Origin of the sequence: Niabella yanshanensis (assembly GCF_034424215.1) — a bacterium.
Taxonomy (GTDB): domain Bacteria; phylum Bacteroidota; class Bacteroidia; order Chitinophagales; family Chitinophagaceae; genus Niabella; species Niabella yanshanensis.
Genome location: NZ_CP139960.1, coordinates 2,650,086 through 2,664,328, shown reverse-complemented (window position 1 = coordinate 2,664,328; position 14,243 = coordinate 2,650,086). Strand labels below are relative to the sequence as shown.

Sequence of the window (14,243 nt, the reverse complement as noted above, 5' to 3'; positions counted from 1 at the left end):
GCATCTGAACCGATGATCCTTTCTCATCATACAACAAGCCATTTAAACCCGCCAAAGGCAGGCATAGGGTCAGTGGTATTAGCAGCAGCTGGTCCCGGTGACCCCGACCTGATAACGGTAAAAGCAGCTAATGCTTTGCGCGAAGCTGAAGTGGTTTTAATAGACCGGCTGGTAAGTGAAGTCATACTACATCGATACGTTTCGGCTGACGTTGAAATAGTAAGAGTGGGTAAGGAATGCCGCAATAACATTTCAACGCCTCAGCAGGTGATCAACGAATTAATTGTTGATTACGCCCTGAAAGGTAAAAAAGTGGTTCGTTTAAAGGGAGGAGATGTATCTATCTTTTCTAATGTTTTAGACGAGCTGCAGGCATTGATCGCCAATAAAATTCCCTACGAAATTATTCCGGGTGTTACAGCTTCTTTAGGTGCTGCGGCTTATGCCGGCATCCCTTTAACGGCACGGGGCTATGCTACTTCCGTAAGGTTTTTAACCTATTATAAATCTGACATTGTCACTGACGGGCATTGGAAAGAACTGGCACGCACCAACGATACGCTGGTCTTTTATATGTCATCCGGCACACTCGAAAATGTTGTGAGAAAGCTTCAGCATTTCGGTGTTCAGAAAGATGTACATGTAGCCGTGGCAGAGCAGGCAACTACCTGTTATCAGCGCATACATGAATGCAATATTTATGATTACGACCAGGTACTGGCAGGGAAGCAATTTGTTTCGCCCTCGCTGGTAATCATCGGGAAAGTAGTAGCCTTACATCAACAGTTTAAATGGCTGAAAAATAGTGAGCACGGGGAACAATATTTTGTACCGGTAGGCGAAGGAATCCAAAACATCAACGAACTTAATAAACCAATAAAGCATGTTATCTGAAGATAAACTGCAGAAGATTAAAGAATTTACTTCTACACTGTCCAGGGAAGAGCTGATCTGGCTGAACGGCTATATTGCCGGGCAGGCTGGCGCATTACAGGGCGCGCTTCCTTCATCTGGAACTCCTGCAGCACTAAATAAGAAAATTACACTGGCATACGGTACCGAAACCGGTAACTCCAAAAAGCTGGCTACTCAGCTGGCAGGTATTGCCAAGAAGAAAGGCATCGGTGTAAAGCTGGCTGGGCTGGATCAATACAGGTTTACAGACCTGACCAAAGAAGAATATTTCTTTGTAGTCATCAGTACGCAGGGTGAAGGCGAGCCGCCGCTGCTGGCTAAGAAGTTTTATGACCAGCTGCATGAGCAGGCTGTTGAGTTGAAGAAAATGAAATTCGGTGTATTGGCGCTGGGTGATACTTCCTACGCACAGTTTTGTAAAACCGGAGAAGATATTGATGCCAGGCTGGAAGCCTTAGGTGCTCATCGTATGTTACCTCTGAAAAAGTGTGATGTAGATTATGAGGAAGATTCCCTGCATTGGATCGACAATGTAGCCACTGTATTGCAAACCAGCGTGGGAAGTGTTCCGGCTATTGCGGCTCCATTAGTTGAAGAAAAGAAGCCTGTCGGTAAAAAACATTACAACGGTATTATTGTAACCAACATCAATTTAAACGATAGAGGTAGCAATAAAGAAACCTATCATGTAGAGATCAGTACAGATGAGGATCTGGATTATCTACCCGGTGATGCACTGGGACTGATCCCGGTAAACAGTGATGCTGCTGTAGAAGAAATCATTACGTTAACAGGTGTAAATCCCGACCTGGAAATACAAACTGCCAAGGTAAAGGCGCCGGTTCGTGAGTTGTTAAAAAAGCATCTGAATATTTTATACCCGCTTAAGTCTACCATAAAACAGTACGCAGCTATAACGGGTTACGAAATTCCTGAAGAAGTAAGATTGAGCATCCCTGATTTGCTCAAAAAGTATCCTATAAAGGCTGCTGCCGCTTTTGAAGAAGTGATTAAGATATTAACGCCCCAGGCGCCAAGGTTATATTCTATTTCTTCGGCACCGGGAAGCCATGGTTTGGGCGAAATACATATTACGGTAAGTAAGGATGAGTACTATGTGGAAGATGATAAGCGTACCGGCGTGAGCAGTGAGTTCTTTTCAACGCACCCGGCAGGTACTGAGTTTGAATTCTTCATACAGAAGCAGAAGCACTTCAGACTTCCTGCCAATGATAAAGATGTGATCATGATCGGGCCGGGTACAGGTATTGCGCCTTTCCGTTCTTTTATTGCAGAAAGAGATGCACAGGGTGCGGAGGGCCGTAACTGGCTGTTCTTTGGAGAGCAACATTTTGTTACCGACTTTTTGTACCAGACGGAATTGCAGGATTATTTACAAACAGGCGTATTGACCAACCTGGACGTAGCTTTCTCGCGCGATCAGAAAGAAAAGATCTATGTACAGCATCGTATGAAACAAAGAGGCGCTGAGTTATATGATTGGATCAGCAACGGCGCTTATATGTACATCAGCGGAAAGCGGGAACCAACCAGCAAAGATGTAGAAAAAATGCTTGTAGAAATTTTTAAAGAGCATGGTAATAAAACGGAAGAAGAAGCCGAGAAATATCTGCACCAATTAGTAGAAGAAGGACGTTGGGAGAAGGATGTGTATTAATTGCCAATAGATCATAGACAATAGTTCATAGCAGTGGGCTGTGAACCATGAACCATTAACTATTAACGAATATAGAAGGATGAGCGAACAATCACCAGTAGAAAAGATAAAAATTGCCAGTAACGGCTTGCGTGGTACTTTAAAGGAAAGTTTGTCGGATAGCTATACAGGGGCCGTGCGTGAAGATGATACGAACCTGATCAAGTTTCATGGTATGTACCAACAGGATGACAGGGACAGGCGCGAGGAACGTAGCGCCAAGAAACTGGAATGGCTGTATTCCTTTATGCTGCGTCTGCGTTTACCGGGAGGTTTCTTAAAGCCCGAACAATGGGTGGCGATGCACCACGTGGCGGGAGAGCATTCGACCGGAACCATTAAAATAACTACCAGGCAAACCGTGCAATTACACGGCATCTTAAAGTCGCATATTAAACCCACCATGCAGTCGTTTAACCTTGCGGGACTGGACTCGATTGCAACCTGTGGCGACGTGAATCGTAATGTTTGCTGTACTTCCAACCCCGGCGAGTCTCCGGTGCATGATGAAGTATTTCAATTCGCATCTAAGATCAGCGAAATGGCTAAGCCCAAAACACAGGCCTGGTATGAGATCTGGATTGATAAAGAAAAAATAGGAGAGAAGACCGAAGAGGACCCTTTATATAAAGACCGCTATCTGCCCCGTAAACTAAAGATTGGTATAGCGGTTCCTCCCAATAATGATGTAGACGTATTCATCAATGATATAGCGTTGATCGCAATCATTGAAAATGATAAGTTGGTAGGCTTCAACTTGGCTGCAGGTGGCGGATTGGGAACTACACATGGTAATCCTAATACTTACGCAAGACTGGCTACTGTGTTGGGATTTGTGGAGAATGATGAAGAAAAGATCCTGAAAGCGGTGTACGAAACAATCACTGTTCAACGTGATTTTGGAAATCGTGCCGACCGGAAATTATCCCGCTTAAAATATACCGTAGACAAACTGGGTGTTGATAAATACCGGGAAGAAATTGAAAAGCGTTGTGGCTTTAAATTAGAGCCGGCCCGTCCTTATACTTTCACCGAAAGAATAGATCGTTATGGCTGGACGCAAAGCGCAGATAAAAAATGGCATTATACGGTATTTGTAGAAAATGGGCGTGTATTAGATGGTGAAGGGATTGATTTCAAAACCTGTCTGCTTAAAATAGCGGAGTTGGGTAAATGTAATTTCCGTTTTACAGCTAATCAAAATGTAATTCTTACAGATATCAGTGCTAAGGATAAGGCCTCTATTGAAGTAATGCTGAACGAGTATGGCATTATTGAACATACAGATAAAGCAGGAGCTTTAAGGAAAAATGCAATTGCCTGCGTAGCGTTCAATACCTGCCCGTTAGCGTTAGCTGAAGGACAACGTTATTTGCCCACTCTCATCTCCAAGCTGGAACCCATACTGGAGAAGCACAGCATGCAGCATGATAATATTGTATTACGGATGACGGGGTGCCCTAATGGCTGTGGCCGGTCTCCAAATGCAGAAATAGGGTTTGTGGGTACCGCTTACGGTAAGTACAATCTGCATATCGGCGGCGACAGGTTAGGTGAAAGATTGAACACTAAGTTTAAAGATAGTTTGAACGAAGAGCAGATACTGACCACGTTGGATGAGCTGTTCGGGGTTTATACCAAAGAGAAAAAGGAAAATGAAACTTTCGGCGATTTCTCCCACAGGAAGTGGATTCTTTAATTGAGTTAAAAAGTTGATATGTTTGTTAGTTAAAAAGTAGTACTTTTCTTGTGAACATATCAACTCGTCAACATTTTAACTATTAAGCAATGAGCACAAAGAATTTTATAAAACTTCTTTTACAGAATAATGCTAAGCTGGGTAACCTGCCCGATAAGGACCTGGCACATCAGTTTATTGATGACATCTTCCGGTTTTTGTTTATCCCTAAAACAGGGGTTAATCAAAAGGAAAGCGATTTGGAGAAAGGCTTTTACTCCTTACAAAGTCACCTGGCTACATTGATATATGATGTGTTGAATGACGGAGCTAAATCTCAACAGGCCGTTGAAGTTTTCTTTACTGCCTTGCCTGATATATATGCAACCCTGCAGGACGACGCCGCGGCATTTGTAGCTAATGATCCTGCTGCATTGAATGTAAGCCAGATACTGCAAACCTATCCAGGGTTCTATGCAATTGCAGTTTACCGAATATCCAACCAATTACGGAAACAGGGCATACGTGGACTGCCAAGACTTTTTGCAGAATATGCTCATAGTAAAACGGGTATCGATATCCATCCTTACGCCACTATTGGAAAAAACTTTTTTATAGATCATGGCACCGGTGTTGTGATTGGCGAAACATCAGTAATAGGTAATGATGTAAGAATGTACCAGGGGGTGACGGTAGGTGCTTTAAACTCTGCAAAAACAAAAAAGAAATCTAAAAGACATCCTACTATTGAAGACAATGTGATTATCTACTCGGGAGCAACTATTCTGGGTGATATTACCATTGGGAGGGATTGTGTCATTGGGGGTAATGCCTGGGTGACGTTCAATGTGCCGGCTAATTCTTTAGTATATAATCAAAGCGAAGTGACTGATAAAGACAGCTTTTCGCATAAAGATTCTGTCAGCAAAATTTTAAAGGCTGCTAAGAAGGATAAATAATTTTATTGTCCCGGCCTGGGTGCTACTATCATCTCTCTTGCGTCGCACCCTTGTTTTGCAGAATATAGCTGATCAGTTTTAATTCGTACATAGTACAACTTATATCGTACAATCTACATACTTGAGCGAGTCCGCACATACAAATAATAAAGTTGATTTTGGAAACAATTTGTTCCCGGTTTTTATAAAGCTGGAACAGTTGAAGCTTTTAATTATTGGTGGAGGGAATATCGGATTGGAAAAGCTGCAGGCTGTAATTAAGAACGCGCCCGCAACACAAATCAAACTTGTTGCTATACAAATAAGCGATGCCGTCCGTGAATTTACGGCACCTTATAATACTATTGTACTTGAAGAGCGGGCCTATCAGATAGAAGATATCCAGGCAGCCGATCTTGTTATCGCCGCTGTAAACGATTTGGAAATAGCACAACAGGTAAGGACAGATACTATGGCTTGTGAGAAGCTGGTAAATGTTGCCGACAAGCCCGAGCTTTGCGATTTTTACCTGGGTTCTGTTGTTAAGAAAGGCAATCTTAAAATAGCTATATCTACTAATGGAAAATCTCCCACTATTGCCAAACGCTTGAAGGAAACACTTAACGAGACAATACCCGACGAGATCGATGAAGTTCTGGATAATATGCAGGCATTGCGTAATAAATTATCGGGCGATTTCGATCATAAAGTGAAAGTGCTTAACAGTGTTACACGCTCGCTGGTTGAAAATCCTGATGAAGCTTTAAAAGAATTTGAGTCTGAACCCGCCGCTGAAATAGTGGAGTCTGCTGATGTAGTAGCCAAAGCGCAAAAGAGTACCAACTGGTACCTCATCATATTGGGAATAGTATTGTTGGTTGGTTTAAGCATATATGCGTTATATGCATTTGATCTTGTCGATGACATTCTACTGGCGTTAAATAAGGATCACCATCTGTTTTACTGGATGCTGCTGACCGGCTTTCTGGCCGAAATAGTTGCGGGCTCTATGGGAATGGGATATGGTGTGATTTGTACCACTATTTTGCTGATGCTCAATGTTCCTCCGCCCGTAGTGAGCGCCAGTATTCACTCTGCCGAATCTTTTACTACCGCAGCAGGTAGTATCAGTCATTTCAGGTTAGGTAATGTTAATAAAAAACTCATCAAAGCGCTGGCATTACCGGCAATAATAGGCGCAGTTATAGGTGCTTTATTGCTTACTTATGTAGGCGAGAAATATGCCGCAATAACCAAACCTTTTATCGCAGCTTATACATTATACCTTGGTGTGAGAATTCTAACCAATGTGTTTAAAAGCAAAGAGCGCAAAATAGAAAAGAAAAAAACGAATATCCCTTTATTAGGATTGGTGGGAGGCTTTATCGACTCCTTTGGCGGCGGTGGCTGGGGACCGCTGGTAACGGGCACTTTTATTAAAAACGGCAGAACGCCGCGCTATGTGGTAGGCAGCTCTACTGTTGCGAAATTTATTTTAACCGTAACCAGTGCTATTACTTTTATTTTCACTATTGGTATTCATCACTGGAATATTGTAGCCGGCCTCTTAATCGGTGGCATTGTTACAGCCCCGTTCTCGGCCATGCTCACATCCCGTTTGCCCGTTAAGAAAATGTTTCTTGTGGTGGGCGTCCTGGTTATCGTAATGAGCCTTATTACCATTTGCAAGGCTTTATTCCTCTAAATATTTTTTTCAAAAAATAGTCTACTTTTTTTGTGGACTATTTTAATGCACCTATATTTGCACTCGGTTTAAAAAATATGTATACACAAAAGTATTATAGAACTTGTTGCTGTAGGGCCTTTCCAGGTGTAAGCTGTTGTTGCGGCTAATACACAACCAACTATTTTTTTGCATAATTAGTCTACATAATTTATAGACTTTATTGCTACTCTCTTTTAGTATATCGATACGACGGAGCATGCAAAATCTATATCACCAAAATTTATCAAAGCACAGAACAATGAAACAATCGAGCCAGTTAAAACTTACATTATTGATTTTAGGCCTCCTGCCCGCGCTGGTAAATGCCCAGCTGGCTGGTAAGGTAGTCAATGAAAATAATGATCCCTTACCCGGTGCCAGTGTAGTCATTAAAGGTACTGCACAGGGTACAACAACCGACGGTGCCGGTATTTTTACTTTATCCCAGGCGCCTAAAGTACCTTTTACCGTAACCGTGTCGTCAGTTAACTATGCGATCCGCAATATAGTGGTAAGAAATCTGGAAGATTCACTTATTGTTAAACTCCAGGTATTGTACCAGACAGATACGGTAGTGATTACCTCCAGGCGTAGACGTGAAGTCCTGCAGGACGTGCCTATTAATGTATCTGTGGTAGGAGGTAAGCAGATTGAAGAGTCCGGCGCTTTTAATGTTACCCGCGTAAAAGAAATTGTACCCTCTTTGCAGATGTATACCTCCAACCCGAGGAATACCGGTATTAATATTCGGGGACTGGGGTCTCCGTTCGGATTGACCAATGACGGACTGGATCCGGGAGTAGGTTACTATGTAGATGGTGTGTATTACGCACGTCCGGCTGTAGCAACACTTGATTTTGTAGACATTGAGAGGATAGAGGTGCTAAGGGGCCCCCAGGGAACATTATTTGGTAAAAACACTACTTCAGGTGCTATCAATATTACTACACGTAAGCCCAGCTTTGTGCCCGGCGGTAATCTTGAAGTAAGCTACGGTAATTTTGGATTTATACAGGCTAAAGCGTCTGTTACAGGGCCACTGACCAAAAGATTAGCAGCCCGTGTGTCTTTCTCCGGAACACAACGGGATGGTACGGTACATAATATAGCTACCGATAAGTATACCAATGATATCAATAACCTGGGTTTACGTACGCAATTCCTGTATAACGTATCCGATAACACATCGGTTACTGTAGCAGGCGAATACAATAAACAAAAACCCGATGGATATGCACAGGTTGTTGCAGGAGTAGTTACCACTAAAAGACCGGCGTACAGGCAATTCAATGCCATCACTTCTGACCTGAATTATACATTACCTAATATTAATAAGGCAGGCCAGGTAGATGCATTTATGCGTGTGATTGACCATGACACACCTTGGAATTCCGGTAATGAAATAGGCGGCGCATCTGTTAATATCGATAGCAAAATCGGGCCGGGCGTGCTAACGGCTACTACTGCATGGCGTTATTGGAACTGGGACCCATCCAATGACAGAGATTTTACAGGCTTACAGGCTTTGGCCAAATCTCAGAACCCCGCAAAGCATAAGAATATTTCCCAGGAGATCCGGTATGCAGGTGATATCACAGACCGTTTAAGCGGTGTGATTGGCTTATTTTACCTGGGCCAGGAAGTAAAAATCGACGGAACAGAAGAATCCGGTCGTGACCAGTGGCGCTTTTCTCAAAGTTCTACCAGCGCTCTTTGGAAAACCCCGGGTCTTTTTGAAGGTTATGGCATCAAAACTAATTCTTCGATCCGTTCTAAAAGTGCTGCTGTATTTGCCAACGTGGACTGGGAGTTTATTGATCATTTCCATATTCAGCCAGGTATCAGATTAAATTATGATGAAAAGCAGGTGGTGTATGATCGTACAACCTATGGCGGTTTGCAAACCACAGATCCTGCTTTATTAACATTAAAGAACGGAGTATACAGCAACCAGTTTTATGAAGCAGATGCCTATGAGCGTAATGCTACTTACCAGGTAACCTTGGCTTGCCGGCCTTCAAGAAAAATAAATGCCTTTGGTACTTTTTCAACAAGCTACAAACCGGTGGGCGTAAATGTGGCAGGTTTGCCTACAGTGAGCGGACAGCCTGCAACAGATCTGGCTGTTATCAGGCCAGAGTATACCAAGCACTATGAAGTAGGTGTTAAAACAAACCTGACGGCGGATCTTACCTTTAATATAGCCGCGTACAATTCCGATATCAAAGACTACCAAACCAACGTACAATCGGCAGAGTTGGGAGTAAACAGGGGTTATATTGCCAATGCAGATAAGGTACGTGTAAGGGGTATTGAAGCCGATGCGTCTTATAGGTTAAACCATCATTTCAGCTTTTATGGCGCGCTGGCTTATTCTGAGGGGATTTATGTAAAGTTCACTAACGCGCCTTTGCCATTAGAAGAAACAGGTGCAACCAATGCAGACAATGTGCAGGTGGCATTCAAGGACATCTCTGGTGGTGCCATACCCGGAATTTCCAAATGGGCAGGTTCTTTAGGTGGTGAATATTCAACGCCGTCATCTTTATTCGGAAGAGCCAACCGTTTCTTTATCGGTGCTGATTTCTTTGCCCGTTCTGGTTTTTCTTCAAGCCCCTCCCCATCAGCTTATTTAAATGTAGCTGGTTATGGATTGGTAAATGCGAGACTTGGGTTTAGAGCTACAAAAGGGTTCTCTGCCTTTATTTGGGGACGTAATATTTTGGATAAAGGCTATTTTGAACAACTGTTGCCTGCTGGTGGTAATGCCGGGCATTATGCCGGTGTGTTAGGTGATCCGCGTACTTACGGTGTTACTTTAAGCTACGTATTTAATTAATGATGAGGTTTCTTACCTGTTAAGGTTTCATATATTTTTTATTTTGGCAATCGATTATAGGCGCGCTGTTTTTACAGCGGGCCTTTTTTATTTTTTAAACCTTTTGACCGTTTAATAGTCAAACTGATAATTAATATCGGTTTTTCAATTAAAAATTGCAGGAAAATGATTTTTCCAACGTCAAAGGGGTTATGAGAAAATGGATAACGATTTTTTGCCTGTCGGCATGTTATGCTGTCATGGGCCAAAACGGAAAGGAGCTGTACTTTCAGCCGGGCTTTGCATCGGGTGCCAATGCGTCAAAAGTATTTGAGGAAATCAACTATATACCTCTCGAAACAACCAAAAAAAGCGTTTTTGGCCGGATAAAGCAGTTATTGGTATCTGACGAATACTTTATTATTTGGGATGCTGACACCAACTTCATTTATTTTTTTGATAAAAAAGGAAAATTTATAAAGAAATACAGGCCGCCTAACTGCACTATTAAATCCATACAATTAGACAAGGCCAGGAATGCCATCTTCATCTCGGGCAGCAATAAGAACTATAATTTTTCGCCTGCCGAAGTAGAGAAAATGATGGAAGACCCCACTAATAAGTCCTTTGCAAGATTTACCTGGTCGGCTTACTATGATCTGGCCGATATTCATAAAGAAAAAATTCAGCGATTAAAAGGGTTTAGTTTGTCCCTGGTTGATCCTACCATTTATAATAACAATCAATGGGCTTATAGCTACATATTTGCGAATCGTAAGTTTGCTGACCAAACAGAGTATGAGCTAAAAGTGTATGACGGGGAAAAGAACATCAGTCAGTATTTCCCATATAATAAGCGAAACGATGCTTACTATTTCAAGCCCGGACAGGTTTCTTTTTTCCCAACCGATAATCCGGGAGTATTATTATTTACCCGGCCCTATCATTATGGAATATATAAATTGACAAGCGATAGCACATCGCTGTTGTATTCATTAATTCTGCCTTTCGAGAATTCTCTTTCCAAAGCTTTTTTCGCTCATCCTTTTCGTTCGAAAAATGATTTCGACCAGTATCGCTCGCAAAACGGAAGCTTTGTGTGGAAAATTGAGAATGTATACCAGCTCCGGCAATACCTGTTTTTCTCGCTTGATTATAACCGCAGTCCCAGGGACCGCAACTTTTTATTTGATGAATCAACCAATCGGTTTTATGCAACCGGCAAAATAATCGCTGATAGCGCCAATGCATTTTTGCCGGTTCTTTCAACCGGTATTCAGTACAGCGATGGTCATTATTTATACACGAGCGCTTCGTCCTCTATCATGTTTCAGAATAAGGACTACAACCAGGCAAAGAGCCCGCAATATAAACCAGTCATCAAACAATATTTTGAAAAGGGTACCCGTGCAGATAATCCGGTTATCATTCAATTAAAACCCAAAAATAAGATCGGATAATGCGGATACTAATAACTGCGCTGTTTATAGCTTTTTTACCCTCTTTGCTATTAGCCCAAAAAGATACTACGCGTAGCGGTTCTATTACAGGTATTGTGAAGGATTCTGCTGATGACTATGCGTTACAATCTGTAACCATAACATTATATAAAAAATCTGATTCTTCCCTGGTAAATTATCATATAACCGGGGAAGATGGCGCCTTTACTTTTAATGATATACCCTTTTTTACACCGGTTAATATTAATTTTTCTTTTACCGGGTATAACCCTTTTTCTAAAACGATCACTTTAGATTCAACGAATCGTAGCTTCAATTTTAAAAACCTGTTTTTGGCCAAGAGCCAGGGTACCATGGATGAGGTTGTAGTTAAAGCGGTGGTTCCTATTACTATGAACGGGGATACGTTGGAGATTAACCCCGCTGCTTTTAAGTTAGATTCTAACGCAGTAGTAGAAGATATGTTGCGAAGGGTGCCGGGTGTTACCATGTGGGGCGATGGCACGATTACAGTTAACGGTAGAAAGGTAAATAACGTATATGTAGATGGTAAGCCTTTCTTCGGAAGTGATCCGGCTATGGCCACGCAAAATTTACCCAAGAACGCTATTGAAAAAATTCAGGTATATAAGGAAACCGATTATAGTAAGGATAATATAGATGATAACCCGGCAGATTCTATGTTGACGATGAACATAAAGTTGCGGGAGGATAAAAAGTTTGGATACTTTGGCAAAGCCGGAGCGGGTATCGGAACCGACGATCGTTATGAATTCGACGGGTCGGGACTGGCATATAACAAAAAGATGAGGGGGGGAATAGCTGCCAGCATGAATAATATCAATAAATCGGCAGGCCTGCAGGAAATGTTTCAGCAAAGCACTTACCGCAACTATAATCCTAATAACAGGTATGTAGCTAATTTTGGAAGCAATGGTATTAACCGGGTGTTATTTTTAGGAGGTAGTATGCAATACGATTTCTCTCAAACCAATAATAGCCGCTTTAATAACCAGTTAAGAGCTAATTACGATTTTAGAAATACAAGAAATTTTACCACTTCAACCACGGACTCCAGAAACAGTGCTACGGATGTTGTTTTTCTGCAGGATTCCAGGCAGGAAAGTACGTCCGAAAATAATACGCATAATGCTGGTTTGAACTATAATAAAAGAGATCAGGACAAAGACTTTGCAGTGAACCTTAGTTTTAATTCTGGTACCAGTGAAAGGAACTCTACCAGCTCTTCCGATAAAGCCATAGAAGATGGCACAAGGGTAAGCGAAAGCTCCAATGCGTCCATCTCACAAGGATCTAATAATGGAATCAATTTCTCAACTTCGTTCCGTAATAAAGACGATGACGACCGCAACCTTAAAAGTTTTGGTATTAATTATAACCTGGGATATAATCAGTCCGAAAATGAAAGCAGGAATATCACCGATTTTATATCCTACGAGAATGCAGATGATAATCGATATTTTAACAGGCGTAATAATAGTGAGTCCTCCAGCTTCAATAATAGCCTTGGTATGAACTACAATGCCTTGAAAAGATTGTTATTCGGCAACTTTAGTTTATGGAATATTAATATGGTGCTCAATAATAACGTTTCCTTTTCAAGATCAGATGTAAGTTCATTTGTTAGTGATTATGATTCATTAACCGGACATTATATCGGGAATGACTCACTGACCAATGATAACCGGGTTACCAGGATAGAAGACAGGCCTTCATTGAGGTTATCGAAAAACTTTACCAGGCGTTTATCAGACCGCTTTAATCGTTATATTAATGTTTCGGCAAACATACAGGGGCAATTCCTGACGGAAAAAAATGAGTCCAGTTTTGATTACCGCAATATCGACCGCTCTTTCAGCTTCTTTACTCCTTCAGCGGCTGTTGGTTATAATTACCAGCGATTTAATAAATATACCATAGAAGCTAATTTATCCGGAAATTCTACGCCTTCTATTCCTTCTGTTGATCAGCTAAGGCCTATTATTGATACCAGCACCAATGTGTATAATATCAATCTCGGCAATGCAAATCTCAGACCTTCTGTTACTAATGGGGTGAATTTTAATTTTAATTATCGCCGGGAGCAACCTTCAAGAAAAGCAGACCTGAGTTTTGAGGTAAATGGCGCTGCCAGTGGAGTGAATGACGGTATTGTTGATAGCAGTTTTTATAACAGACAAAATGGTCGAAGAACCATTTACATGATCAATATGGATGGAAGGCGTAATTACAGCGCTGGTTTTACGGGGCGCACTTCTTTTAAGTTAAAAAATAATAAAGTGCTTCAATTTAATTATTCGCTAAACTATACTAATACTACTTCTCCAAACTATGTGGATGGTTTATATAATATTGCCAAGGCTAATGGCTTGACACATAACCTGGGCGTATTTTATACACTGGGCGATATTGGTAATATTCAGGCCTCGCAGGCAATCAACACTAACAGTAGCCGGCAAAGCAGTCGTAACCTGCAATCTTTAAATGCTGTTAATTATATTACCCAGGGTAATTTGAATCTCTCTCCTATACGGGATCTGACAATCAGCACAACCATTAACTACGTAACCAACAACACTACAAATCAATCGTCCACGCTATGGAATGCATTTGCTACTTATCGTTTCCTGCCAACAAAACAGGCTGAGGTTAAGTTGTCTGCTATGGATATATTAAAAAAGAACCAGAATATATCGACGACAGCAGGTTTAACTAACTTAAGCACTACGGTGTCTAATGGCTTACAGCAATTCTTTATGGTTACGCTATCCTATTATCCGAGAAAATTCGGCGGTGGAGGCCGAAGAGGCGGTGGCCGTGGAGAAAGTGGCGAAGGTAGGGGCGGTGAACGTCGGAATTTTGAGAGACGCGGTTCCGGGGGCGGTGGCTTTGGCGGCGGTATGCGGGGTCGTAATTAATTTTATTTTTTCCCTATAGTGTAATAGCCAAGTGTATGTACACTTGGCTATT

8 protein-coding genes are annotated in these 14,243 nt (G+C 41.8%); all 8 read left to right on the top strand.

Going from position 1 to position 14,243, the window contains the following annotated elements; genetic code table 11:
- The first annotated feature begins 12 nt into the window (after positions 1 to 12).
- The 8 genes from cobA to U0035_RS10865 all read left to right on the top strand — a co-directional run bounded on the left by cobA (position 13) and on the right by U0035_RS10865 (position 14,191).
- Positions 13 to 894, top strand: a complete 882-nt coding sequence (gene cobA / locus U0035_RS10900) for a uroporphyrinogen-III C-methyltransferase (protein ID WP_114789827.1) — start codon at positions 13 to 15, stop codon at positions 892 to 894.
- On the top strand, positions 884 to 2,593 hold the full coding sequence (locus U0035_RS10895; protein ID WP_114789826.1) for a diflavin oxidoreductase: 1,710 nt from the start codon (positions 884 to 886) through the stop codon (positions 2,591 to 2,593). The genes cobA and U0035_RS10895 overlap by 11 nt, the downstream gene beginning before the upstream one ends.
- Positions 2,594 to 2,672: 79 nt before the next feature.
- Entirely contained in the window at positions 2,673 to 4,331 is a 1,659-nt protein-coding gene (locus tag U0035_RS10890; protein ID WP_114789825.1) for an NADPH-dependent assimilatory sulfite reductase hemoprotein subunit, read from the top strand.
- 89 nt (positions 4,332 to 4,420) lie between these two features.
- Positions 4,421 to 5,269 carry a serine O-acetyltransferase EpsC gene (gene epsC, locus U0035_RS10885; RefSeq protein WP_114789824.1) on the top strand — a complete coding sequence of 283 codons (849 nt, stop codon included), beginning with the start codon at positions 4,421 to 4,423 and terminating at the stop codon, positions 5,267 to 5,269.
- Positions 5,270 to 5,390: 121 nt separating this feature from the next.
- Entirely contained in the window at positions 5,391 to 6,953 is a 1,563-nt protein-coding gene (locus tag U0035_RS10880; RefSeq protein ID WP_114789823.1) for a TSUP family transporter, read from the top strand.
- A gap of 280 nt (positions 6,954 to 7,233) precedes the next feature.
- Entirely contained in the window at positions 7,234 to 9,813 is a 2,580-nt protein-coding gene (locus U0035_RS10875) for a TonB-dependent receptor (RefSeq protein ID WP_114789822.1), read from the top strand.
- A 191-nt stretch (positions 9,814 to 10,004) separates the two neighbouring features.
- The gene (locus U0035_RS10870) at positions 10,005 to 11,252 is read left to right on the top strand and encodes a 6-bladed beta-propeller (protein WP_162817779.1); all 1,248 of its coding nucleotides are present in this window, start codon (positions 10,005 to 10,007) and stop codon (positions 11,250 to 11,252) included.
- Entirely contained in the window at positions 11,252 to 14,191 is a 2,940-nt protein-coding gene (locus U0035_RS10865; RefSeq protein WP_114789820.1) for a TonB-dependent receptor, read from the top strand. Before U0035_RS10870 ends, U0035_RS10865 begins: the two co-directional genes overlap by 1 nt.
- The last annotated feature ends 52 nt before the right edge of the window (positions 14,192 to 14,243 follow it).